Origin of the sequence: Stenotrophomonas sp. CFBP 13725 (assembly GCF_014841935.1) — a bacterium.
Lineage (GTDB): Bacteria > Pseudomonadota > Gammaproteobacteria > Xanthomonadales > Xanthomonadaceae > Stenotrophomonas.
In genome coordinates, this window is the sequence record NZ_JACYUV010000004.1 from 230,292 (window position 1) to 253,174 (window position 22,883).

20 protein-coding genes are annotated in these 22,883 nt (G+C 66.6%); 9 read left to right on the plus strand and 11 right to left on the minus strand.

Annotated elements, in window-relative coordinates:
* The first annotated feature begins 89 nt into the window (after positions 1 to 89).
* Positions 90 to 2,801 (plus strand): phosphoenolpyruvate carboxylase, encoded by a 2,712-nt coding sequence (gene ppc, locus IFT65_RS09165; protein WP_192081204.1) that lies wholly within the window; start codon positions 90 to 92, stop codon positions 2,799 to 2,801.
* Positions 2,802 to 3,095: 294 nt separating this feature from the next.
* On the opposite strand, the gene IFT65_RS09170 is transcribed toward ppc, so the two are convergent.
* Both IFT65_RS09170 and metK read right to left on the minus strand, forming a co-directional pair.
* Positions 3,096 to 3,602 carry an acyl-CoA thioesterase gene (locus IFT65_RS09170; RefSeq protein ID WP_188326094.1) on the minus strand — a complete coding sequence of 169 codons (507 nt, stop codon included), beginning with the start codon at positions 3,600 to 3,602 and terminating at the stop codon, positions 3,096 to 3,098.
* 187 nt (positions 3,603 to 3,789) lie between these two features.
* Entirely contained in the window at positions 3,790 to 5,001 is a 1,212-nt protein-coding gene (gene metK / locus IFT65_RS09175) for a methionine adenosyltransferase (RefSeq protein WP_188326095.1), read from the minus strand.
* Positions 5,002 to 5,253: 252 nt separating this feature from the next.
* On the opposite strand from metK, the gene IFT65_RS09180 reads away from it, so the two are divergent.
* A complete protein-coding gene (locus tag IFT65_RS09180; RefSeq protein ID WP_192081205.1) occupies positions 5,254 to 6,288 on the plus strand; it encodes a metal-dependent hydrolase in 1,035 nt (344 codons plus the stop codon).
* Positions 6,289 to 6,526: 238 nt separating this feature from the next.
* Here the strand turns inward: IFT65_RS09180 and IFT65_RS09185 are convergent, their stop codons facing one another.
* The 4 genes from IFT65_RS09185 to IFT65_RS09200 all read right to left on the minus strand — a co-directional run bounded on the left by IFT65_RS09185 (position 6,527) and on the right by IFT65_RS09200 (position 10,971).
* On the minus strand, positions 6,527 to 7,354 hold the full coding sequence (locus IFT65_RS09185) for a methyltransferase domain-containing protein (RefSeq protein WP_192081206.1): 828 nt from the start codon (positions 7,352 to 7,354) through the stop codon (positions 6,527 to 6,529).
* Positions 7,355 to 7,395: 41 nt separating this feature from the next.
* A complete protein-coding gene (dusB, locus tag IFT65_RS09190) occupies positions 7,396 to 8,391 on the minus strand; it encodes a tRNA dihydrouridine synthase DusB (protein ID WP_192081207.1) in 996 nt (331 codons plus the stop codon).
* A gap of 276 nt (positions 8,392 to 8,667) precedes the next feature.
* The gene (locus tag IFT65_RS09195; protein WP_188326099.1) at positions 8,668 to 9,630 is read right to left on the minus strand and encodes a ribokinase; all 963 of its coding nucleotides are present in this window, start codon (positions 9,628 to 9,630) and stop codon (positions 8,668 to 8,670) included.
* A gap of 42 nt (positions 9,631 to 9,672) precedes the next feature.
* Complete coding sequence (locus IFT65_RS09200) at positions 9,673 to 10,971, minus strand: nucleoside transporter C-terminal domain-containing protein (protein ID WP_188327180.1); 1,299 nt, start codon at positions 10,969 to 10,971, stop codon at positions 9,673 to 9,675.
* Between the two features lie 190 nt (positions 10,972 to 11,161).
* On the opposite strand from IFT65_RS09200, the gene IFT65_RS09205 reads away from it, so the two are divergent.
* The 3 genes from IFT65_RS09205 to IFT65_RS09215 all read left to right on the plus strand — a co-directional run bounded on the left by IFT65_RS09205 (position 11,162) and on the right by IFT65_RS09215 (position 13,389).
* Positions 11,162 to 12,136 (plus strand): aldo/keto reductase, encoded by a 975-nt coding sequence (locus IFT65_RS09205; RefSeq protein WP_192081208.1) that lies wholly within the window; start codon positions 11,162 to 11,164, stop codon positions 12,134 to 12,136.
* A gap of 326 nt (positions 12,137 to 12,462) precedes the next feature.
* Positions 12,463 to 12,657 carry a hemin uptake protein HemP gene (locus IFT65_RS09210; RefSeq protein ID WP_188326101.1) on the plus strand — a complete coding sequence of 65 codons (195 nt, stop codon included), beginning with the start codon at positions 12,463 to 12,465 and terminating at the stop codon, positions 12,655 to 12,657.
* 174 nt (positions 12,658 to 12,831) lie between these two features.
* Positions 12,832 to 13,389 carry a Hemin transport protein gene (locus tag IFT65_RS09215; protein WP_249405108.1) on the plus strand — a complete coding sequence of 186 codons (558 nt, stop codon included), beginning with the start codon at positions 12,832 to 12,834 and terminating at the stop codon, positions 13,387 to 13,389.
* A 120-nt stretch (positions 13,390 to 13,509) separates the two neighbouring features.
* Here IFT65_RS09215 and IFT65_RS09220 read toward each other — a convergent pair whose 3' ends face one another.
* The 4 genes from IFT65_RS09220 to IFT65_RS09235 form a co-directional block, all read right to left on the minus strand.
* The gene (locus tag IFT65_RS09220) at positions 13,510 to 13,848 is read right to left on the minus strand and encodes a DMT family protein (protein ID WP_188326102.1); all 339 of its coding nucleotides are present in this window, start codon (positions 13,846 to 13,848) and stop codon (positions 13,510 to 13,512) included.
* Between the two features lie 64 nt (positions 13,849 to 13,912).
* Positions 13,913 to 15,055, minus strand: a complete 1,143-nt coding sequence (locus IFT65_RS09225; RefSeq protein ID WP_192081209.1) for an alginate lyase family protein — start codon at positions 15,053 to 15,055, stop codon at positions 13,913 to 13,915.
* 211 nt (positions 15,056 to 15,266) lie between these two features.
* Complete coding sequence (locus IFT65_RS09230; protein ID WP_192081210.1) at positions 15,267 to 17,783, minus strand: FtsX-like permease family protein; 2,517 nt, start codon at positions 17,781 to 17,783, stop codon at positions 15,267 to 15,269.
* Positions 17,780 to 18,427: an ATP-binding cassette domain-containing protein gene (locus IFT65_RS09235; protein ID WP_188326105.1), complete on the minus strand. Its 648-nt coding sequence runs from the start codon at positions 18,425 to 18,427 to the stop codon at positions 17,780 to 17,782. Before IFT65_RS09235 ends, IFT65_RS09230 begins: the two co-directional genes overlap by 4 nt.
* A 75-nt stretch (positions 18,428 to 18,502) precedes the next feature.
* Between IFT65_RS09235 and IFT65_RS09240 the strand changes: the two genes are divergently transcribed.
* The 3 genes from IFT65_RS09240 (at position 18,503) to IFT65_RS09250 (ending at position 21,325) form a co-directional block, all read left to right on the plus strand.
* On the plus strand, positions 18,503 to 19,147 hold the full coding sequence (locus IFT65_RS09240) for an arylesterase (RefSeq protein ID WP_192081211.1): 645 nt from the start codon (positions 18,503 to 18,505) through the stop codon (positions 19,145 to 19,147).
* 88 nt (positions 19,148 to 19,235) lie between these two features.
* Positions 19,236 to 19,949: a response regulator transcription factor gene (locus IFT65_RS09245; protein ID WP_042613699.1), complete on the plus strand. Its 714-nt coding sequence runs from the start codon at positions 19,236 to 19,238 to the stop codon at positions 19,947 to 19,949.
* Positions 19,950 to 20,053: 104 nt separating this feature from the next.
* Entirely contained in the window at positions 20,054 to 21,325 is a 1,272-nt protein-coding gene (locus IFT65_RS09250) for a HAMP domain-containing sensor histidine kinase (RefSeq protein WP_188326107.1), read from the plus strand.
* Positions 21,326 to 21,576: 251 nt separating this feature from the next.
* Here IFT65_RS09250 and IFT65_RS09255 read toward each other — a convergent pair whose 3' ends face one another.
* On the minus strand, positions 21,577 to 22,296 hold the full coding sequence (locus tag IFT65_RS09255) for an SGNH/GDSL hydrolase family protein (protein ID WP_192081212.1): 720 nt from the start codon (positions 22,294 to 22,296) through the stop codon (positions 21,577 to 21,579).
* Between the two features lie 199 nt (positions 22,297 to 22,495).
* Here IFT65_RS09255 and IFT65_RS09260 point away from each other — a divergent pair, with 199 nt between their 5' ends.
* Positions 22,496 to 22,876 carry a diacylglycerol kinase gene (locus IFT65_RS09260; RefSeq protein WP_188326109.1) on the plus strand — a complete coding sequence of 127 codons (381 nt, stop codon included), beginning with the start codon at positions 22,496 to 22,498 and terminating at the stop codon, positions 22,874 to 22,876.
* Positions 22,877 to 22,883: the final 7 nt, after the last annotated feature.

Sequence of the window (22,883 nt, forward strand, 5' to 3'; positions counted from 1 at the left end):
GGCCGTCACCGTTGAAACCAACCGTCGGCACGCAATTGAACTGCGCTACGCTTGGTACAGGCTCCTGGCTTGAGGTTCGTGCGTCGCCGATGAACGAGTTCCGCAGCAGCATCATGTTCGCCACCCCCGATATCCCGCTTCGCGACGATGTGCGCCGGCTTGGCGCCCTTGTGGGCGACCTGCTGGTGGAGCAGGTATCAGAGGCGTTCTTCGACGACGTGGAAAGTGTGCGCACGCGGGCCATTGCCCGCCGCGAGAACGCGTCGCCGCTGTCCGACCTGGCCGACGGCCTGGCGGGCCGCTCGCCGCAGCAGGCCGAGGCGATGGTCCGGGCCTTCAGCACGTACTTCCAGGTGGTCAACATCGCCGAGCGTGTGCATCGCATCCGCCGACGCCGCGATTACCAGCGCGCTGGCACGCACACCCCGCAGCCCGATGGCCTGCAGGATGCGCTGCAGCACCTGAAATCGCAGGGCGTGACGTTGGACGAGCTGGAACGCTGGCTGCCGCGCATCGACATCGAACCGGTGTTTACCGCGCATCCCACTGAAGCGGTGCGACGCGCGTTGCTGGAGAAAGAGCAGTTGATGGTCGCCAGCCTGGTGGACAACCTGGACGGCCAGCGAACGCCCGGTGAAGCGGCTGCCGACGATGCACGCTTCCGCATGGCGTTGACCGCGTCCTGGCAGACGACCGATTCCTCACCGGTGCGGCCGACCGTGGATGATGAGCGCGAACATGTCGGCTTCTATCTGGTGCAGGTGCTGTACCGCGTGATTCCCGTGCTGTACGAGTCACTGCAGCAGGCCCTGCGCGACACCTACGGCGAGAATCTGCCGCTGCCACGCCTGCTGCGCTTCGGCACGTGGGTGGGCGGCGACATGGATGGCAACCCCAACGTGGATGCCGGCACCATCCGCAACACACTGGATGCGCAGCGCCGCGCGGTGCTGGGCCAGTACCAGAAGGAACTGCTGCAGCTGGCCAGCCTGCTCAGCCAGTCCACCGAGCGGGTGGCGGTGAGCCCTGCATTGAAGGCAAGGCTGGACGACTATCTGCAGCGACTGCCCGACGTGCAGTCGCGGCCGCGCCATGCCGACATGCCCTACCGCCTGTTGAACGACCGCATGCGCGCTCGCCTGCAGGCGACGCTGGATGATGGCGACGGGGCCTATGCGGGCCCGGGTGAGCTGATCGAGGACCTGCAGCTGATTCTGGACAGCCTGATCGCCAATCGCGGCGAACACGCCGGCGGCTTTGCAGTACAGCGGCTGCTGTGGCGGGTAAAGACGTTCGGCTTCCATCTGGCACGGCTGGATGTACGCCAGGAATCCAGCGTGCATGCCCGTGCGCTGGCGTTGGCGCTGGACGGCGAAGACGCCTGGCAGGCCCGCGACGCCGCCGCGCGTGCCGCGCTGCTGGGGCCGTATGCCAGTGGTGACGAGGCGCTGCCGGTCACCGATGAAGAGGGTAACCAACGCCTGGATGCGGTGTTCGCCGCACTCGCTGACGCACGCCAACGCCACGGTGCCGATGCGCTGGGCAGCTACATCATTTCGATGGCGCATGATCGCGGTGACGTGCTGGCAGTGCTGGCGCTGGCCCGCCGCGGCGGATTGGTGGATGAGGAGGGCGCTGTACCCTTGGACATCGCCCCACTGTTCGAAACGGTGGACGATCTGCGTCATGGCACCGCGACCCTGCGCGACCTGTTGGCCGATCCGGTCTATCGCGCTCATCTGGCATCGCGTAATGACGTGCAGATGGTGATGCTGGGTTACTCCGACAGCAGCAAGGATGGCGGCATCGCGGCATCGCGCTGGGGCCTGCAGCGCGCCCAGGTAGAACTGCTGGACGTGGCCGCTGAGAACGGCATCGCGCTGACCTTCTTCCATGGCCGCGGTGGTTCGATCAGTCGCGGCGGTGGTAAAACCACGCACGCGGTCGATGCCTCGCCGCGTGGCAGCATCGACGGTCGTCTGCGGGTCACCGAACAGGGCGAAGTAATCCATCGCAAGTACGGCATCCGCGCGCTGGCGGTGCGCTCGCTGGAGCAGGCCACCGGCGCGGTGCTGCGTTCCAGCCTGCGTCCTCGCGCGCCTGAGCCGCGCGAGGAGGCATGGCGGCCGGTGATGGACATGGTGGCCGATGCGAGCAGCACGGCCTACCGTGCGTTCGTCGGACAACCGCGCTTCATGGATTACTTCCGCACCGCGACGCCGATCGATGTGATCGAGCGGATGACACTGGGTTCGCGTCCCTCGCGCCGGTTGGGCCAGGACGCAGCGCTGACCAACCTGCGGGCCATTCCCTGGGTGTTCGCCTGGAGCCAGGCGCGTGCGGTGATCCCGGGCTGGTACGGTGTGGGCACGGGCCTGCAGGCCGCGGTGGATGCCGGCCACGAAGACACGCTGCGGCAGATGGCGCAGGACTGGCCGTTCTTCCGCACCTTCCTGGATGACATCGCGATGGTGCTCTCGAAGGGCGACATCACCATCGCCGAACAGTTCTCACGGCTGTCCGGCGAACTGCACGGCAGCTTCTTCCCGAAGGTGCAGGACGAGTGGGCCCTGACCGAGCGCTGGTTGTTGGCGCTGACCGGCCAGCCGTCACTGCTGGAGCACGACCAGCGGCTGGCGCTGTCGATCCGCCTGCGCAACCCCTACGTGGACCCGATCAGCGTGCTGCAGGTGGATCTGCTGCAGCGCTGGCGGGCCAGCGGCGGCGAAGACGACGACCTGCTGCGCGCGCTGGTGGCGTGCGTCAATGGCGTGTCGCAGGGCGTGCAGAACACCGGCTGACGCTTGGGTGCGCCGGGCCAGCTGAGGTCTGACACAGGCCGCGCTGCGCGCCCGCCGAGCATGGCTCGGCGCTACCGGGTGGGCCGCTTCCGTGCGTCCGTAGCGCCGAGCCACGCTCGGCGGAATCTGTCCGGCACGGTGGTGTGTGGCACACGCCGCGCTGCGCGCTCGCCGAGCATGGCTCGGCGCTACCGGGTGGGCCGCTTCCGTGCGTCTGTAGCGCCGAGCCACGCTCGGCGGAATCTGTCCGGCACGGAGGTGTGCGGCACACGCCGCGCACGGGTCAGCGTTACCTCATCCTTCCGGCGCAGGCGGGTTCGATGCAAGCAGTTCCAGATGCCGCTGTTCCATCTCTTGCCGCAACTGGCGACGCAGCAGTGCGGCGGCGTGGCGGCGCTTCTCGTCGGAGGAGGTCGGCTGCAACGCAGGCACGGCCGTGGGGCGGCCTTCCTCATCCACTGCCACCATGGTGAAGAAGCAGCTGTTCGCGTGGCGCACGCTCCGCTTGAGGATGTCCTCGGCCACGACCTTGACGCCGATCTCCATCGACGAGGTGCCGGTGTAGTTCACCGACGCCAGGAACGTGACCAGCTCGCCCACGGCGATAGGCTGGCGGAACATCACCTGATCCACCGACAGAGTGACCACGTAATGACCGGCGAAGCGGCTCGCGCAGGCATAGGCCACCTGGTCGAGCAGGCGCAGCACGGCACCGCCATGGACCTTGCCGGAGAAATTGGCCATGTCCGGTGTCATCAACACCGTCATGGTGAGCTGGTGGGATTTGAGTTCGGTCGACATGTGGCCATCTTCGCATGGGGCGGCAAGCCAGTGCCCTGGTAGAGCCGACTTCAGTCGGCTGCGGGGCCTTGATGGAAAACGCCAGCCGACTGAAGTCGGCTCTACCCGCAACCTACGCGGGCGTTCGATTGGCGAAAAAAAAAGGGCCGCTTGCGCGGCCCTTCGGATGGTGCGTGGTGCTTATCGCTTACTTCAGCTTCGCATCCGCGCGCAGGGCGGCGGCGCGGTCGGTCTTCTCCCAGGAGAAGGCCGTGGCATTGACGGTGTCGCCGGTGCCATTGATGTAGCTGAACTCCTTCGGCTTGCGGCCGAAGTGGCCGTAGGCCGCGGTCTGCTGGTACATCGGGTGGATCAGGTCGAGCATCTTGATGATGCCGTACGGGCGCAGGTCGAAATGCTTGCGGATCAGCTTTTCGATCTGCTCGTCCGGAATCTTGCCGGTGCCGAAGGTGGTGACCGAGATCGAAGTCGGCTCGGCCACGCCGATGGCGTAGGAGACCTGCACTTCGCAACGATCAGCCAGGCCGGCCGCCACGACGTTCTTGGCGACGTAGCGGGCCGCATAAGCCGCCGAACGGTCGACCTTGGACGGATCCTTGCCCGAGAACGCGCCGCCGCCGTGACGGGCCCAGCCGCCGTAGGTGTCGACGATGATCTTGCGGCCGGTCAGGCCGCAGTCGCCCACCGGGCCGCCGATCTCGAACTTGCCGGTCGGGTTGATGTGGAACTTGGTGCCCTTGTGCAGCCACTTGGCCGGCAGCACCGGCTTGATGATCTCTTCGCGGACGGCCTCGATCAGGTCCTTCTGCTTGATGCCCGGGGCGTGCTGGGTGGACAGCACGATGGCATCGATGGCCGAAACCTGGCCGTCTTCGTAGCGCAGGGTGACCTGGCTCTTGGCGTCCGGACGCAGCCACGACAGCGGCGAATTCTTCTTCTTGCGGATCTTCGCCTGCTGCTCGACCAGACGGTGCGACAGGTGGATCGCCGCCGGCATGTAGCTGTCGGTTTCGTTGGTAGCGTAGCCGAACATCAGGCCCTGATCGCCCGCACCCATCTCTTCGGGCTTCTTGCGGTCAACGCCCTGCGCGATGTGCGGGGACTGCTTGCCGATCAGGTTCAGCACGCCACAGGTGGCGCCGTCGAAGCCGACGTCGGAGCTGTTGTAGCCGATATCCAGGATGACCTGGCGGGTCAGGGCTTCGAGGTCGATCCACGCGCTGGTGGTGATCTCGCCGGCCACGATGGCCACGCCGGTCTTGACCATGGTTTCGCAGGCCACGCGGGCGCGCTGGTCTTTGGCCAGGATCGCATCCAGAACCGCATCGGAGATCTGGTCGGCGATCTTGTCCGGATGGCCTTCGGAGACCGATTCGGATGTGAACAGGTAGCTGGACATCAGGCGTTATATCCCTTGATTCGGATGGAAAGATGGGCGCGAATGATACACGGCGCGCGTCGCACGTGCATTGTGGACTGCAACGGGTTGCCCGTGGTTAAGGTGTTGTGCCCGGATGTGAGGGTAGCGGGGAACGATGACCGGCGCGTGGTAGCGCAGCGGCAGGCTCGGCGGCTTGGGTAGCGCCGAGCCACGCTCGGCGAGCGCAGCGGCAACAGTCCACACGCAGCGCGCGGCTGCTAGCATCGGCCGATGGACTCCCTTACCCAGATCGTACTTGGCGGCGCCGTAGCCGCTGTCATCGCCCCCGCCGGCCACCGTCGCGCTGCGTTACTGGCCGGCGCCGCGTTGGGCACGCTGCCGGATCTCGACGCCTTGTGGCTGGGCTTCATGGCGGCCGACCCGGTCGCGGTGATGACCGAGCACCGCAGCTTCAGCCACTCGCTGCTGGTGCTGCCGTGGGTCGCCGCCGTGCTGTGGTGGTTGTTCAAACGGTTCGGCAACGGACGCGTGGCGCAGGCGCCGGTGCGCTGGTTCTGGGCGATGCAGCTGGCGCTGGTCACCCATCCGCTGCTGGACGCGATGACGGTCTACGGCACGCAGCTGTGGTGGCCGCTGCAGCCCTCGCCGGCCATGGGCTCGAACATCTTCATCATCGACCCGTTGTACACGGTGTGGTTGCTGCTCGGCTGTGTGTTGGCGTGGTTCGGCCGAAGCCGGCCGTGGGCGGGCAGGGCACTGGCGGTCGCGCTGGTGGTCAGCAGCGGCTATCTGGGCTGGAGCCTGTTGGCCAAGGCACAGGTCGACCGCGCCGCGCAGCAGAGTCTGGCGGCGATGGGGCTGGGGGACGCCCCGCGGTTCTCCGTGCCGATGCCGTTCAACACGCTGCTGTGGCGGGTGGTGGCGATGACGCCGAGCGGGTATGTGGTGGCGGACCGTTCGCTGGTGGCCGATAAGGGGTCGATGCACTTTGAAGGTTTCGCCTCCAACGTACAGGCGCTGCGGCAAGCCGGTGATATCCCGTCGGTGAAGCGCCTGACCTGGTTCAATCGTGGCTTCATGCGTGCGCAGGTGGTCGACGGGCGTCTGGTGTTGAGTGACCTGCGGATGGGCCTGGAACCGGATTACACGTTCAACTTCGCAGTGGCCGAACAGCGCGACGGGCAATGGCGCGGCATCGTGCCGGAGCAGCTGCGCAGTGATTACAGCAGCCCCGAAGCGCGCGCCGACGTCAGTCGCCGGTTGGGCGAGATGTGGGACCGCATCTGGCACGAACCCAAACGGTAGCGCCGAGCCATGCTCGGCGGAATCTGTCCGGCGTGATGGTGTCTGACGCAGCCCGCGCTGCGCGCTCGCCGAGCACGGCTCGGCGCTACCAGGGCAGATCGCGTGCGTAAGGGGTAGCGCCGAGCCATGCTCGGCGGGATCTGTCCGGCGTGATGGTGTCTGACGCAGGCCGCGCTGTGCGCTCGCCGAGCACGGCTCGGCGCTACCACGGCAGATCGCGTGCATATCGGGGCGATGGTCAATAGACCGTGGCGCGGGCCTGTACGAACGAGAAGAAGAACACGGCATTCGGATCGTTCTGCACCTGGCGGAACTCGCGGCGCATGCCGTCCACGGTCTCTTCGTCCACGGTGCCGGCCTGCAGCAGCTGCTCTGCCGCCGACAGCAGCACCTGTTCCCAGAACGCGATCATCGTCTTGCGGCGGGCGGGTTCGCGGTTGTCCAGGTGGATCGTCTTGATCTCGGTGTGTACATCGCGATAGCCCCCGGCCAGCAGCAGGTTGCCCAGTTTCGCCCCGACGAACGGGTCACCGCCGTTGTCATGCTGGAAATCGTTGAACGCCATCCAGTAACGCCAGATGTGCGGCGAGTACGGATCGAGCAGGAAAGAGGCATTCATCACTTCGGTGATGTACACCGGCGAGCCCGGAGACAGCACCCTGCGCACTTCGCTGAGCACCCGCGCCGGCGACGGCACATGTTCCAGCACCCAGCACAGGAATGCGCCGTCGAACGAGCGCGCACCGAACGGCAGTTCGCCGGCATCGGCGTGATGCAATACGTAACGGTCGCTGCACCACGGCGTCTTCTCAAGGTTGGCCCGCGCGGTCGCCAGCTGGGCTTCGCTCAGGTCCACGCCGGTGACATGCAGTTCCGGGAAACGGCGCAGCAGGATCTCGGTCTGTGCGCCCACGCCGCTGCCGACTTCAAGCAGCCGGCTGACGCCGGTGTAGTCGATCTGCCCGAAGATGGTGGGTTCGAGCAGGCGCGCCTGGGTCATCAGGCGCTCCTGTTCAGTGCTGGAAAAGCCATGCAGGTAGGTGGGCGAAGAAATCGGCGGCGTCATGGGGGTATCCGGGTAGCGCCGAGTGGTGCTCGGCGAAAGGGTCAATCGACAAGCGCTGTCTCACGCGCATCGGCGATCAACCGATCAAAGTACTCAGTGGTCAAGGCGATCTGGCTGTTCGGGTCTTCAGCGCGGTTGACCACTGCGCGGAACGCGGCATTCTCGGGCCGATCCTTGGCGTACCAGCCCAGGTGCTTGCGCGCGATGCGCACGCCCTGAGGCTCGCCGTAAAACGCGTGCAGTGCGGACAGGTGACCGAGCAGGATGTCGCGGACCTCTGCCAGCGAGGGCGGCGGCAGGGTCTGACCGGTCGCCAGATAGTGGGCGACTTCGCGGAAGATCCAGGGTCGGCCCTGCGCGGCGCGGCCGATCATCACCGCATCCACGCCGGTCTTCGCCAGCACCTGCGCTGCCTTGTGCGGCGAGTCGATATCGCCGTTGGCGATCACCGGGATGCGCAGTGCGGCCTTGATCGCGCCGATCGTCTCGTACTCGGCTTGGCCGGTGTAGTGCTGGTCGCGGGTGCGGCCGTGCACCGCCAGTGCGGCGATGCCGCTGTCTTCGGCGATGTGGGCGATGCGCGGCCCATTGCGGTGGTCGCAGTCCCAACCGGTGCGGATCTTCAGGGTGACCGGCACGTCGACCGCACCGACCACGGCGCTGAGGATGCGCGCGACCAGGTCCTCATCCCGCATCAGGGCCGATCCGGCCCAGGCGTTGCACACCTTCTTGGCCGGACAGCCCATGTTGATGTCGATGATCTGCGCGCCATGGTCGACGTTGTAGCGCGCGGCCTCGGCCAGCTGCTGCGGCTCGGTGCCGGCGATCTGTACGCTGATCGGATCCGGCTCGCCCGCGTGGTCCATGCGATGCAGCGACTTGCGCGTGGTCCAGAAGCGCGGGTCGCTGATGGTCATTTCCGAGGCAGCCAGCCCTGCGCCCAGCCGCTTGCACAGCAGGCGGAACGGTTTGTCGGTGACCCCGGCCATGGGCGCGAGCACGACGTTGGGGGCAATGGAATAAGGGCCGATCTGCATGGCGGCCATTGTAGTGCCGGTGTGCGGGCCGAAGACGCCCGGCTGCGGCCCGGTTCAGGCCGATCTGGAAGGGGCTCATGCCGCACCGGCATCAGCAGATGCTTGACGGTTGCTTCCGCCGGTCGCAGCGCGGGGCCATGGTGGGCGGCTGGGTCTGTCGAACGAACCCCGCCGAGCATGGCTCGGCGCTGCCAGGCAAACACGGGTAGCGCCGAGCCACGCTCGGCGAGCGTAGCGGCGACACCGTGACGGCGAGCGGCCGTCACCATTCGCTGATCAGGCGTGCTGGTCGTCCGGGGTGAAGTGCGGCATGGCGGCGGCCGCGCCTTCCTTTTCCGTGGAACGCCCGGCGAACTGGTTGGCGAAACGCACGTGGCGCGCGAACGGAGCATCCGGCGCGTGTGCGATGGACGCCACCAACGCACCGTTGAAGGCATCGCCGGCCCCGGTGGTGTCGATCGCGTGGACCTGCTCGGCCCCCACGCGGTAGTAAGGCTGGCTGTCACCGCGCAGGGTATCTTCGTCGTGCGACACGAACACGCCCACGGCGCCCAGCGTCACCACGACCGTGCCACTGCCCACCAGCTTGCGGCACAGCGCATGCAGGCTGGCACCGTCCAAGGCGGCGACATCGTTCGGGTCGATCCGCTCGCCTACGTGGCGGCTGAGCAGGGCAGCGAACTCGGTTTCGTTCGGGGTGATCACATCGGCCAGCTTGAGCAGGCCGATGCTGGACGGCGCGTCGGCCGGTGCCGCATTGAGCACGGTGGTGACACCGGCCTCGCGGGCCAGCGCCAGCGCCGCTTCGATGGTCTCCACGGGCGATTCCAGCTGCACCAGCACGACCTTGGCAGCCGCCAGCAGCGCTTGCTGCTGCTGGACGAAGCCGATGCTCAGGGCGGCGTTGGCACCGGGGCCGATGACGATCGTGTTGCGGCCACGGGCATCGACGTAGATGCCGCCCGTGCCGGTCGGCTCGCTGCTCGCCTCGGCGGTCAGGGTGAAGCCGTCCTGTGCCGCCAGGCCACGGGCCATGGCGCCACCCGCGTCGTCGCCCAAGGCGCAGACAAAGGTGGTGTCTGCACCGGCGCGGCGTGCCGCGACGGCCTGGTTGAAGCCCTTTCCGCCCGGGCCGGTGCTGTAGCGCCCGGCGATGGTCGCCCCGGGTGCCGGCAGCGCTTCGCAGCGCCACACATGATCGACATTGAAGGAACCGACGACAACGACGTTGCTGCTCATAGGAAAACTGTTCTCAGTGAAGCGCGGTTGATCCGAAGCGTATCAACCAAAGTGGGTCAGGACGCCGGCGATCGTGGCGGTCATGAAGGTGGCAATGGTACCGCCCAACACCGCGCGCAGGCCGAAACGGGCCAGATCGTGGCGGCGTTCCGGCGCAAGTCCGCCGATGCCGCCGATCTGGATCGCGATGGAGCTGAAGTTGGCGAAGCCGCACAGTGCGTAGGTGGCGATCAGGCGGCCTTCGTCGGACAAGGTAACCCCTGCGACCTGGCCGTTGATGATGCGCGACAGCTCGGAATACGCGACGAATTCGTTGATCACCACCTTCTGGCCGATCAGCGAACCGACCGTGCTGGCATCGGCCCACGGGGTGCCGATGACCCAGGCGATCGGCGCGAGCAGATAGCCGAAGATGGTCGACAGGTTGGTCGGGCGGCCAATGGCTGCCGCCAGGCCGGTCACATCACCGATCCAGGTCAGCGGTGCGTTGATCAGCGCGATGAGGGCGATGAAGGCCAGCAGCATGGCGCCGATGTTCAGGGCCAGCTTGAGGCCATCGGCGGCGCCACCGGCGGCCGCATCGATGATGTTGCTGGACGTCTTCTCCACTTCCATCTTCACGGTGCCGCGTGTCAGCGGCGTGCCGGTTTCCGGAATCAGCAGCTTGGCGACGACCAGCGTGGCCGGCGCGGCCATGATGCTGGCGGCCAGCAGGTGCTTGGCGTAGAACGCCTGCGCCTCCGGATCGCCACCGCCCAGCATGCCCACATACGCCGCCAGGACACCGCCGGCAATGTGCGCCATGCCGCCGATCATCATCGTCAGCAGCTCGGACTCGGTCATCTTGGAGATGTACGGACGCACCGTCAGCGGGGCTTCGGTCTGACCAATGAACACGCTGGCGCAGACGCTGGTGGTTTCCGCGCCGGATACCCGCATGACCTTGGTGATCGCCAGCGCCATCACGCGCACGATCGCCTGCATCACGTTCAGGTGATACAGCACGCCCATCAGCGCAGAGAAGAAGATGATGGTCGGCAACACCTGGAAGGCGAAGATGAAGCCGTAGCTGTCCACGTTCATCAGCGAGCCGAAGATGAAGCCGGAGCCCTCGTTGACGAAGCTCAGCACGCGCACGAAACCGTGGCCGAGTGCATCGAACACATCTCGACCACCCGGCACCAGCAGCACCACCGCGGCGAAGGCGATCTGCAGGACGAGGCCGGTGATGACCAGTTTCCAGTCCACCGCACGCTTGTTGTTGGAGAACAGCCAAGTGATGCCGATGAGCACCGCCAGACCAAACAGGCCGAAGCCGATCCTGCCCAAACCTTCGACCATGATGAATCCCCTGAGGGCACCGCGAAAAACGGGAAGCCTAGTGCAGGGCAGGGGCGGGGGCAAGGAAAAGCGGCGAGCAAGATGCGATCAGCGGCGAAACGGCCCGCGGGTGGCAGGCAGGGCAAGGCATCCCTGCAGGTAGAATATGGACCTTGAAGCCCGGTCTGCGGGCCTGCAGCAGGAGATTTGCATGCTCTACCGCCGTCTCGGGTCGTCCGGGCTGAAACTTTCGGCGCTGTCCTTCGGCGCCTGGGTCACCTTTGGCGAGCAGATCGCCCGGGACCAAGCGCGCAATCTTGTAGCTGCGGCGTGGGACAACGGCATCAACTTCTTCGACAATGCCGAGGCCTATGCCAACGGTCGCGCCGAACAGGTGATGGGGGATGTAATCGCCGATCTGCGCCTGCCGCGCGATGGTTTCTGCGTGTCCAGCAAAGTCTTCTTCGGCAGTGCGGCCGACCCAGGGCCGACCCAGCGCGGGCTGTCGCGCAAGCACGTCACCGATGCCTGCCATGCGGCGTTGAAGCGGCTGCGGGTGGACTATCTGGATCTTTATTACTGCCACCGGCCTGACCCGGATACGCCCATCGGGGAGACCGTGCGCGCGATGGATACGTTGGTGCGGCAAGGCAAGGTGCTGTACTGGGGCACCTCCGAATGGTCGGCGCTGCAGGTCCAGGAGGCGGTGGATTTCGCGCAGCACCACAACCTGCACGGTCCGACCATGGAGCAGCCGCAGTACAACCTGCTGCATCGCGACCGGGTGGAACGCGAGTACGCCGCGCTGTATGCGCATCCGGGCTTGGGCATCACCACCTTCTCGCCGCTGGCGTCCGGGCTGCTGACCGGCAAATACAACGATGGATTCCCCGCCGGCTCCCGACTGGGGCGGGACGGGATGGAATGGCTGCAGGACCTGGTGTTGGGGGCGGACGGTCCGGCGCGGATGACACAGTTGCGTCGCTACGCACGACTGGCAGCCGATCTGGGACAGTCGCCGGCCACGTTGGCCATTGCCTGGTGCCTGCGCAATCCGAACGTGTCCAGCGTGATCCTCGGTGCCAGCCGGGTGGAGCAGTTGCTGCAGAACCTGCAGGCGCTGGAGCTGCTGACCGCAGTGGATGACGACGTATGGGCCCAGGTCGAGGCCGTCTTCGCCAACTGAGTTGCGGGGGCGGACGTGTCCGCAGCCTCCCTGTAGCGCCGAGCCGTGCTCGGCGGGCACCTGAAGCGCCGCGCTGCGCGTTCGCCGAGCGTGGCTATGCCGGTCGTCCTGACCGGCACCCTGCGGGCCGTCGCAAGCGACGTTGGCGGCGGCTCCTGCCGCCGCCTTCGGCGCTACCGATCTGCCGAAACACGTTAATTTGATAGATAGGGGCTATCGATATTGATTAAGCAATCATCAATCCCATCAATCAAATTGAGAATGGGTGTTGATTGCGAACTGAGAATCGTTATCATTTGACTCGCCCCTCGCAACGAGTCCAGACGATGAATGCTCAAGCTGTGCTGCTGCGCCCCGAAGTCCTGACCCTCCGCGATCGCCCGGTCCGTGCCGTGCCTGCCGAGGAAGTGATCGACAGCGAAGCCCTGCTGAAAGGGCGCCGCGAGATCCTCATCCAGCACGGTGACCGGTTCTACCGGTTGCGCCATACCAGCAACGACAAGCTGATCCTGACCAAGTAACCGGGTCGGCCGCCTCCCTCCCTCCCGGTGTCAGCGCACCCGGTGTGCTGACACTGTCACAGGCGGTCGCCCCACCTGTCTCTCTCCCCCTCGTCTTCCGCCCATTGCCCTCGTGGCGATGGCGGCGGCCGGGGGCTCCTCTTCCGCTCCTTGCGATCTCCACGAGGTGATTCCATGAGCAGAGCCTTGCCTGCAGTGCGCGCGTCCTTGCCGCGCAGCCTGCCGCTGCAGCCCATCCACCGCCCGAGCGCCTCCGAGCTCGCGGCGCTCGGCACCGTGCTGTGCCTCTATCGCGCCGACAGCAATGAACTGGCCGGCTGGCAACAGGCAGTGGCCGCCCACGCCTGCCAAGGCCTGGACAGCGAAGGCGTGCGCGAAAGTCTGTGCTTCACCGATGCGCGAGGCCGCTGCTGCTGGCGCCTGTACCTGCTGCCTGATAGTGACTTCCTGGCATGGGACCGGCTTGTCAGCGGTCTCGCCGTACGCCCGGTAGGCAGCGAGGATGCCAGCGTGGGCGAGCGACTATGGCGCCGTCTCGCCGGCAGCCTCGGCGGTCAGCGGTGGCGCATGTGTGTTGTGCAGTTGCACGCGGTGGAGCAGGGCAGTGGCCTCGCGGCAAGCCTGGCGCCGTTGTCGTCGCTGGGAAGCGCGGCAGCTCGACGCATCGCGCGGCTGGAAAGTGCCGACGGCGCCGTTGACACGTCGCCCCGGGCGGCGCTGCATCTGCTGTAGCACGCACAGCGACGCGTTGCCCGGTGACAGGCGCACGGCCTGCCCGGTGCCAGTCAGAACAGCTGACGGCCAGCGGCCGTCACTACCGCGTCCGGCGGCCGTCGCTACCGGGGCGCTCCCTCACTCCTTGAACATGAGCAGCGCGGCGACCACGATCAGCGCGAACGCGGCGTAGTGGTTCCATTTCAGCGGCTGGTCGAGGTAGAACGCAGAGAACACCGCGAACACCACCAGGGTGATGACTTCCTGCATGCCCTTGAGCTGAGGTGCCGAATACACCGCACTGCCCAGTCGGTTGCCCGGTACCTGCAGGCAGTACTCGAAGAACGCGATTCCCCAGCTGATCAGGATCACCGTCATCAGCGGCGCGGTCTTGAACTTCAGGTGCCCATACCAGGCGAAGGTCATGAAGATGTTGCTGCCCAGGAGCAGCAACACGGGATAAAGGTACTGGGCCATGTCGATCACGCCGGTGGAGTGGGCGAATTATGCGCCTGCGGCGTGGGCGACAGGTCAACGGCCTTCAATCCTTGAGTGCGGAGCCGTGCGTCAGGGTTTCCCACAGGAAATGGAAGTCACCCTGGCTGGGACGGTGCGTGGCCAGCCATCCGGCGGTGTGTGGAAGTGCCTGTCCCAGGCGGCCGGCGAAATGGGAATAGCCGATCTCCAGCGTGCCGCGCACATCCGATACCAGTTTCCCCTTGCACAACCACGTCGGGATGTCCGGGCGGCCCAGCATATCGGTGTGGAACTCCATCGCTGCCATGAGCCGCTCGCCCTGCGCCTGATACAGGCTGCCCCCCTGCAGCCGATTGGTCTCCGCTGCATTGAGGTAGGCGGCCAGGCCGTAGGCCGTGTGCTCCAGGTCGCGGCAGGTCTCCTCTGCCAGTCCGGCCGCCATGACCGTCTGGCCGAACCACAAGGTTTCGATGGGCGTCGCGCAGCCAGGACGCGGTAGCGGGGTGGCGCCATCCACCGGCATGTACACATAGGTAGGCAAGCGGGTGTTCCAATCATTCACCGCGCTGTCGTAGAGATCGCGTCGATCGGTGTAGATGCCCATGTTCATGCGTGCCTCGATACCGCTGGCATGCCAGTTTCCTCCCGGACACGCCCCCATCCGGTTGATGTCGGGCAGGTACTGCGCGATCAGCCAATCACCGAAGCGCCGCGCATCCCCTGCCGGCCACACCGTGCTGGTGTAGCGGATGATCTCTGCCGAACGCGTCCACAGCTGCGCCGTCCACGATGCCTGCAGCGGCGCGTTGCTGTTTTCGTGGCCGCCGGAAAGCGTGGTCGCCCAGGCGTCCATGATCTCCGCGGCCTTGCGTGCATGCGCCTCATCGCCCAGGTACGCCCACAGCAACGCGTGGGTGTACGCGGCCTTGGCATCATCACGTTCGGGTTTGCAGCCGATGCTGGGCTTGTCGTACGACCCGCATTCCACCTTCGCGAACGGGGTGGCGACATGATCCAGCGACGCCAAGGGGCTCTGCCGCAGGGCGGCCATGGCGGCGGTCTTGAGCGGATCGCCTGCGCGCAGCGCTTCGCGTGTTGCCTGCAGCGCCGGCGCATCGAGCAGGATGCCGGGATGGATGAAGGCCTGCGCCTGGGCGATGGCGGGGGACAGCAGGGTGAACGAGAGCAGCAACGCAGGTGTGCGCATTGGAGCGACCTCCTTGAAGGAGCCTCCACGCTAATCGCGTCGGATTCCAGAGGTCATCGGCCAAGCACTGACGTGCGCGTCGGGACACGCCCGCGATGCGCGGCGGCGCGTTGCCGATGGGTTCGGACACGTTCCGCCGAGCATGGCTCGGCGCTACCGTTTTTCAGCTTCCGGAGCCGGTCAGAGGGTCGGGCGGGTGGAGACCCGTAACCTATACCTCGCGCAGCGCCAGGGCCGGCGGGGTGTGCAGGATGCGTCGCGTGCCCCACCAGCCGGCGACCACGCTGAGCACCACACCGCCTGCGCCACCCAACAACAGCCCGGTCCACGGCGGCGACAAGGCCAGTTCGAACACCTGCCGCGACACCACCACGCCGATGATCGCGGCCGCACCCACGGCGAGGATCGCCGCAAGCAGGCCCAGCGCACCGAACTCCACCAGCACCGCGCCACGCAGTTGCCGGCGCGTGGCACCCAGCGTGCGCAGCACCGCACTGTCATAGCGACGCTCACCGGCGGTGGATTGCAAGGCAGCCAGCAGCACCAGCACGCCGGCCAGCAGGCTGAACCCCATGACCACCTGGATCGCCTGCGCAACGCGGTCCATCACCTGCCGTACTTCGCTGATCAGCCCATCGATATCCAGCAGCGACAGGTTGGGCTGCTCGCGCACCAGCTTGCCCAGGCCGGCGGCCTTCGCGCGCGGCAGGTGGAAGGCCGAGATCAGGTTGTAGGGCGCATCGCCCACCGCATTGGCGTTCACCAGCAGGAAGAAGTTCACCCGGAAGCTGTTCCATTCGGCCTTGCGGATGCTGGTGACGGTGTAGTCGCGCTGCTGCTCGCCCACTTGAAGGGTGATGCGGTCCCCCAGCTTGGCGCCGTAGCGCGTGGCCCAGCCTTCTTCCACGGAGGCCTCCGCCGCGGTGCTGTCGGCTGCCCAGAACCGACCCTGCAGCAGCTGGTTCGCAGGCGGGAAGGTCGTGCGCCAGCTGAAGTTCAGTGGCCGGTCGCGATCGTTGTCGGCCCCGGCAGGCTGCTGTGGGCCATTATCCTGCTCGGCTTGCTGATCATCACCACGTCGGCGCGGGGCTTCACCGTTCAACGCCAGCAGGCGACCGGTCGCGAATGGTTCAACACTCGCATCCACGGCACCCTGCGCCTGCAATGCGTCCAGCACACGTTGGCGCTGGTCCGGCTGGATGTTCATCAGGAAATAGTTCGGGGTGTCGGCCGGCAGGCGGTCACGCCACTGCTGCAGCAGGCCGGGACCCACGACGGCCAGCATCAGCAGCGAGCACAGCGACAGCGATAGACCCACCAGTTGCATCACCGCCAGGCCTCGGCGGCGGGTCAGCGCGGCCAGGCCCAGCCGCCAGTTGCCATGCAGCCGGTGCTGCACCCCGCGCACCAGCGTCAGCAGCGCGAAGCCACCGATCCCGGCCAGCAGTGCCAGCGCGGCCAGCCCGCCCAGTACCCAGAGGGCAAGTTTCAGGTCGCCGGTGACCTGCACGGTCAGCGCCAGGCTGGCCAGCAACGCGCCGGCGTACACCAGGACCGAGGTGGGCGGCAGGGTGGCGAAGCTGCGGTTGAGCACGCGCATCGGCGCGACGTTGCGCAGGCGCAGCAGGGGCGGCAGGCCGAAGCCCATCAGCAGCAGCAGGCCGATACCTGCGCCCGTGAGGGCCGGCATCGCCTGCGGCAACGGCAATCGCTGCGGGACCAGTCCGCCGAGGATCTGCACCAGCCCTTCCTGCGCGGCCATGCCGATCAACACGCCGACCAGGCAGGCAGGGATGGCCATCAGCAGCAACTGCAGGGCCAGGCCGGCCAGGATGTCGCGCTGGCGGGCGCCCAGACAGCGCAGCACGGCGACCTGATCGATGCGCTGCAGGGCGAACCGGTTCGCCGCCAGCGCGGTGGCCACGCCGGACAGCAGTACGGCCAGCAGCGCGCTCAGGCCGAGGAAGCGTCCGGCCAGCTGGAACGACTCGCGCACGCCGCGTTGGGTATCGCCGAGCCCGACCAGCCGCAGCCCTTGCACGCGCGGTTGCAGCCACGCGCGAAAGCTGGCGATGGCCTCCGGTTCGCCGGCGAACATGGTGCGATAACTGATGCGGCTGCCCGGATCGAGCAGGCCGGTGCCTTCCACGTCTGCACGGTTGACCAGCAACGTCGGTGACAGGGTCAGCAGCTCGCTTGAGGTGTCCGGCTCGGCTTCGATGCTGCCTGCAATGCGCAGGGTGCCCGCGCCGAACTCCAGGTCATCGCCGATGCGCAGGTCCAAGGCCTGCAGCAGGCGCGGGTCGGCCCAGGCCTGGCCCGGTGCAGGCGCGGCGGCGGCATCGTCCAGCCGCGCATCGCTGCCCGTGCGGATGCGAAGCTGGCCGCGTAGCGGATAGCCCGCTTCCACGGCCTTGATGGTGGCCATCTGGCTGGCCTCACCATGGAACAACACGCTGCCGAACGCGGCGATGCGGGTACTGCGCAGACCGCGCTGCGTGGCCTCGGCGGCGAATTCCGCAGGCGGCTCGGCGCGTCCACTGACGCCCAGGTCGCCACCGATCATTTCAGCCGTGCCGTTGGCAAGCGCCAGGTTGACCCGGTCCACCAACGTACCCACCGCGGTCATCACCGCCACGCCGAGCACCAGCGCGGCAAACACCGTCAGCAGGTCGCCGGCCAGCGCTTCCCGTCGCAGCGAACGCAGGGCGTGGCGCAGCAGGTTCATGCGACGGCCTCGTGGTGCACCTGTTGCAGGCGTCCATTGTCGATGCGGTGGATGTACTGGCAGCGTTGTGCCAACCGCAGGTCATGGGTGACCAGCACCAGCGTAGTAGCAGTGTCGGCGTTCAGGGCGAACAGCAGATCGCTGATCTGCTGGCCGGTGGACTGGTCCAGCGAGCCGGTGGGCTCGTCGGCGAACAGGATCCGCGGACGGGCCACGAAGGCACGCGCCAGTGCGACGCGCTGCTGTTCCCCACCGGACAGCTGGCGCGGGTAATGGCGCGCACGGTGCGAAAGGCCCACTGCCGCCAGCACCTCGTCCACCCGCTTGCGGTCTTCGCGGCCAGCAAGTTCCAGCGGCAGGGCGATGTTCTCGGCAGCGGTGAGGGCAGGCAGCAGGTGGAAGCTCTGGAACACGAAGCCGACTTCACGTGCGCGCAGCTGCGCCCGCGCTTCCTCGTCCAGCGTGCCGAGCTCGCTGCCGGCCAGCGTGATGCGGCCGCGGCTGGGCAGGTCCAGCCCGGCCAGCAGCCCGAGCAGGGTGGTCTTGCCGGAACCGGACGCGCCGACGATGGCAACCGAGGTCCCTTCATGTACGGTCATGCTGATGTTGTCCAGTATGTGGACTTCACCCTCCGGGCCATGCACGGATTTGCCGACCTGGTCGACGGCGATGGCGACGGGCGCGCTGCGGGGGGACAGGCTGTCGATAAGGAGACTCCAATGCGCATTACAGGACAGAACCGGCCGTGGGGCCGGATGGGGATGCTGCTGGCATGGTTGCTGCTGTTGCCGGTGCTGGCGTGTGCCAAAGGTCAAGCCGGGCCGGTGCTGGTGCTCGGCGACAGCCTCAGCGCTGCCCACAATATCCCGGCCGGCAGCGGCTGGGTGGACCTGCTGGGCAAGCGGCTCAGCACCCGTTCGGGTCCGACAGCCCGCGTGGTCAATGCCAGCATGAGCGGTGAAACCACCGCCGGCGCGGCAACCCGGCTGCCGGGATTGCTGGCACGCGAGAAACCGGGGGTGGTGGTGCTTGCCCTGGGCGGCAACGATGCCCTGCGGGGCCTGACCCCGGCCCAGATCCGCGGCAACCTGGAGAAGATGATCCAGGCCAGCCAGAAAAGCGGGGCCAAGGTGCTGATGCTGGGCATCGACGTGCCGCCCAACTATGGGCCGGCCTACCGCCAGCGCTTGGCCGCGGTGTATCGCGCGCTGGCCGACCAGTACAAGGTGCCGCTGCTCCCGTTCCTGTTGGAAGGCGTGGCCCTGCAGCCCGGAATGATGCAATCTGACGGCCTGCATCCCACCGCGCAGGCGCAACCCAAGGTGCTGGCCAACGTCTGGCCGCTGTTGCAGCCGCTGCTCTGAAACACGTTGCCTGCACCGTGCAGGCACTTCACATCCCGTGCACCCTCGATCCGGCATGTTTCACAAAGCTGAAGTTAGAGGGAAGACCATGCGTCAGACGAAGGAAACCTCCGGCCTTGTTCTGGTCGTGGAGGACAACCGTAATATCTCCGAGATGATCGGTGAGTATCTGGAAGGCCGCGGTTTCGAGGTCGACTATGCCCAGGACGGCTTGGACGGTTATCGTCTGGCGGCTGAGAACAGTTACGACGTCGTCGTGCTGGACCTGATGCTGCCGCGCCTGGATGGCATCGAAGTCTGCCGCCGCCTGCGCAACGACGCCCGCAAGTCCACGCCGGTGTTGATGCTGACCGCGCGCGACACACTGGACGACAAGCTCACTGGCCTGGGTTTCGGTGCAGATGACTATCTGACCAAGCCGTTCGCCATCCAGGAGCTGGAAGCGCGTCTGCGTGCCCTGATCCGTCGCGAGCGTCGTCAGGTGGGTTCGGAAGTGCTGAAGGTCGCTGATCTGGTGCTGGATCCGGTGAGCATGCGTGCTACGCGTGCCGGCACCGAGCTGCAGCTTTCGCCGATCGGCCTGCGTCTGTTGACCATCCTGATGCGTGAATCCCCGCGCGTGGTGACACGCCAGGAAATCGAGCGTGAGATATGGGGCAATGGGCTGCCGGATTCGGACACCCTGCGCAGCCATCTGTACAACCTGCGCAAGATCATCGACAAGCCCTTCGATCGCCCGCTGCTGCACACCGTGCAGAGCGCCGGTTACCGCATCGCGGACATCGCCCAGCCGATGGGCTGAAGTCGCAGTCATGCCCCCTGTGCAGGCCATCCACGCCTGCACAGGGGGCTGACGTACCCGCTGCCTATACTCGGCGCGGCCATCTTCTGTAGTGATCCCGTCCGATGCCGCACGGCCTGCCGCGCAAGATACGTATCGCCTTCATCCTGCAGGCCGTGCTGGCCAGCCTTGGCATCCTGCTCGGTGCCTGGCTGGTCTCGCTGGTGATCAAGCACAGTCTGGTCAGTGCGGCGTTGCGCGAGGAGGCGGCCTATTACTGGACGCTGCACGACGCATCGCCCTCGCAGCCTCCGCCCAACACCCAGAACATCCGTGGCTATCTGGTGGAAACCGGGCGTTCCAGCCTGAACCTGCCAGCGAACCTGCGTGACCTGCCGGCCGGCTTCCATGAGCTGCGCCGGGATGATCAGCTGGTCTGGGTGGATGTGCAGCCGCAGGGGCGGCTGTATCTGGTGTTCCTGCGCTCCCGCGCGGAGTTGTTGGCATTCTGGTTCGGCATCGTGCCGGTTCTGTTGACCCTGCTCGCCGTGTACGGCGCCAGCTGGGTGACCTACCGGGCCTCCAAGCGTCTGGTGTCGCCGGTGAACTGGCTGGCCCGTCGTGTATCGCGTTGGGATCCGGGCAAGCCCCAGGCCAGTGATCTGGATCCGCAGAAACTGCCCGCCGACATGCAGGGCGAGACCCGCCAGCTGGCGGCTGCACTTCATTCGTTGGCCAGCAGGGTGACCGAAAACGTGGCGCGCGAGCGCAACTTCACCCGCGATGCCAGCCACGAACTGCGAACGCCGCTGACCGTCATCCGGGTCGCCAGCGACATGGCACTCGCCGATGAAACCGCCTCGCCGCGCCAACTGCGCAGCCTGCAGCGGATCCAGCGCGCTGGACGCGAAATGGAGGCGGTGATCGATGCCTTCCTCATCCTGGCGCGCGAAGCCGACGTCGATCCGCAGTTGGAGATGTTCGACGTCAGCGAGGTGGTGCGCCATGAAGTGGATACGGCCACCGAGCTGATGGTTGATCGGCCGGTGCATGTGGAGTTGCATACGCCCGGTGTGGTCGAGCTGCATGGTCCACCGCGCGTGCTGCAGGTGGTGATCAGCAACCTGGTGCGCAACGCCTGCAACTACACCGACGAGGGCCGCGTGGACGTGTTTGTCGAACAGGACCGCGTGCGGGTACGCGACACGGGCATTGGCATGTCACCCGAAGCGCTGGCGAAGGCCTTCGAGCCGTTCTATCGCGCCGAGCCTGATCGCCCGCAAGGTACCGGCCTGGGCCTGTCGATCGTCCGCCGCCTGTGCGACCGCTTCGGCTGGAAAGTGATACTGACCAGCGAACCCGGCAAGGGCACCGAAGGCACCATCATTTTCCGCTGAGTCGGCCGCGGGCGTCTGACCGGTAGCGCCGCGCCACGCTCTGCGTGCGCGCAGCGCGGCGGGGTTGGGTGTGTAGCGCCCTGCTGGATTTCGCCGAGCACGGCTCGGCGCTACCGGTCTCTCTGGGCCTCTCGAACTGTCAGCGCACGATCACGGTAGCGCCCCGCCACGCTCGGCGAGCGCGCAGCGCGGCGGGGTTGGGTTTGCAGCGCCCTGCTGGATTTCGCCGAGCATGGCTCGGCGCTACCGGATCAACCGGACACGCCATCGCACTGTACCTTCGGTGCGATCGCCTTCGTCCAGATCGCGTAGCCAGCCGGCGTCATGTGCAACATGTCCTCGCGGAACAGCGCCGGATCCGGCTTTCCATCAGCGCCCAGCATGGGCGTGTAGATGTCCGTGTAGCCCGTGTTGGGCAGCGCAGACAGTGCCTCGCGGATCAATGTGTTGGCTTGGTTGATGCCCGGCAGCAGGTGCGCGCGTGACGGACTGGGCTTGATCGACAGGTACTCCACCGTGGTCTTCGGCAGGGCCTCGTGCACACGCTGCACGAAGGCCACCACGTCATCGCGCACCTGCACGGGGGTGCGGCCACTGTTCAGATCGTTGTCGCCGGCATACAGGAACACTTTGCACGGCGCATACGGGATGACAATGCGATTGGCGTACCAGGTGCTGTCCCGCACTTCGGACCCGCCGAAGCCGCGATTGAACACCGGTTTACCGGGAAAGTCCGCGGCCAGCGATTCCCACATGCGGATCGACGAGCTGCCGATGAACTCGATGCCGCCGCGCGGTGGGGGCGACGCGGCGTCGTTCTTGCTGAACTCGGTCATGTCGGTGGCCCAGGCCACGTTGGACACCTGCTCGGGCACCTGCGGCGGTGCAGGGGGAGACAAAGCATGGGCCAGGCCGGTGGTGGACAGGCCGAGGGCCAGGGCAAGCAGCAGTGGGCGGCGACGGGTTTTCATCAGGGGCTCCAACGGGTTGCAGCCTTGCATGATAACGGGACCGCCGTCGCGCACGCTTCGCCGCGCCCGTGCCCCACGCGGCCTTATGGCAAAATAGCGCCCTGCTGCCTACCTTGGTTTTCCATGATCGTCCGCTTCCTGCCCCTGCGGTTGCCGCGTTGCGACCTGATTGCCTGTGCATCTGCACGGGGTGCGCTGCATGGCTGACCAGTTCGGACACATGCCGCGCGGGCCGCGGCGCATGCTGCAGGCGGCACGCTGGTCGTGGCAGGGGCTACGCGCCGCCTGGCTGCACGAGTCCTCGTTCCGGCTGGAGGCATGCCTGCTGTTGGTGCTGGCCCCCCTGGCCCTGTGGCTGGGCGACAGCCCGGTCGAGCGCGTGCTGATGATCGGCTCGCTGCTGCTGGTGCTGGCCATGGAGCTGCTGAACTCCGCCATTGAAGCGGTGATCGAACGCTATGGTCCCGAAATCCACGAACTGGCCGGTCGTGCCAAGGACATGGGCTCGGCGGCGGTGTTCGTGCTGCTGGTGAATGTACTGCTGTGCTGGGGGATGATCCTGGTTCCCCGGCTGTTCTGACCCTTTC

Excerpts from the sequence above, each read along its gene's own strand:
- IFT65_RS09225 (WP_192081209.1), bottom strand. The coding sequence starts at position 15,055 with ATGCGCACACCTGCGTTGCTGCTCTCGTTCACCCTGCTGTCCCCCGCC.
- IFT65_RS09215 (WP_249405108.1), top strand. The coding sequence starts at position 12,832 with ATGAGCAGAGCCTTGCCTGCAGTGCGCGCGTCCTTGCCGCGCAGCCTG.
- IFT65_RS09250 (WP_188326107.1), top strand. The coding sequence starts at position 20,054 with ATGCCGCACGGCCTGCCGCGCAAGATACGTATCGCCTTCATCCTGCAG.
- IFT65_RS09240 (WP_192081211.1), top strand. The coding sequence starts at position 18,503 with ATGCGCATTACAGGACAGAACCGGCCGTGGGGCCGGATGGGGATGCTG.
- IFT65_RS09230 (WP_192081210.1), bottom strand. The coding sequence starts at position 17,783 with ATGAACCTGCTGCGCCACGCCCTGCGTTCGCTGCGACGGGAAGCGCTG.
- metK (WP_188326095.1), bottom strand. The coding sequence starts at position 5,001 with ATGTCCAGCTACCTGTTCACATCCGAATCGGTCTCCGAAGGCCATCCG.
- ppc (WP_192081204.1), top strand. The coding sequence starts at position 90 with ATGAACGAGTTCCGCAGCAGCATCATGTTCGCCACCCCCGATATCCCG.
- IFT65_RS09210 (WP_188326101.1), top strand. The coding sequence starts at position 12,463 with ATGAATGCTCAAGCTGTGCTGCTGCGCCCCGAAGTCCTGACCCTCCGC.
- IFT65_RS09255 (WP_192081212.1), bottom strand. The coding sequence starts at position 22,296 with ATGAAAACCCGTCGCCGCCCACTGCTGCTTGCCCTGGCCCTCGGCCTG.
- IFT65_RS09260 (WP_188326109.1), top strand. The coding sequence starts at position 22,496 with ATGGCTGACCAGTTCGGACACATGCCGCGCGGGCCGCGGCGCATGCTG.
- IFT65_RS09245 (WP_042613699.1), top strand. The coding sequence starts at position 19,236 with ATGCGTCAGACGAAGGAAACCTCCGGCCTTGTTCTGGTCGTGGAGGAC.
- IFT65_RS09205 (WP_192081208.1), top strand. The coding sequence starts at position 11,162 with ATGCTCTACCGCCGTCTCGGGTCGTCCGGGCTGAAACTTTCGGCGCTG.
- IFT65_RS09220 (WP_188326102.1), bottom strand. The coding sequence starts at position 13,848 with ATGGCCCAGTACCTTTATCCCGTGTTGCTGCTCCTGGGCAGCAACATC.
- IFT65_RS09195 (WP_188326099.1), bottom strand. The coding sequence starts at position 9,630 with ATGAGCAGCAACGTCGTTGTCGTCGGTTCCTTCAATGTCGATCATGTG.
- dusB (WP_192081207.1), bottom strand. The coding sequence starts at position 8,391 with ATGCAGATCGGCCCTTATTCCATTGCCCCCAACGTCGTGCTCGCGCCC.
- IFT65_RS09200 (WP_188327180.1), bottom strand. The coding sequence starts at position 10,971 with ATGGTCGAAGGTTTGGGCAGGATCGGCTTCGGCCTGTTTGGTCTGGCG.
- IFT65_RS09185 (WP_192081206.1), bottom strand. The coding sequence starts at position 7,354 with ATGACGCCGCCGATTTCTTCGCCCACCTACCTGCATGGCTTTTCCAGC.
- IFT65_RS09180 (WP_192081205.1), top strand. The coding sequence starts at position 5,254 with ATGGACTCCCTTACCCAGATCGTACTTGGCGGCGCCGTAGCCGCTGTC.
- IFT65_RS09170 (WP_188326094.1), bottom strand. The coding sequence starts at position 3,602 with ATGTCGACCGAACTCAAATCCCACCAGCTCACCATGACGGTGTTGATG.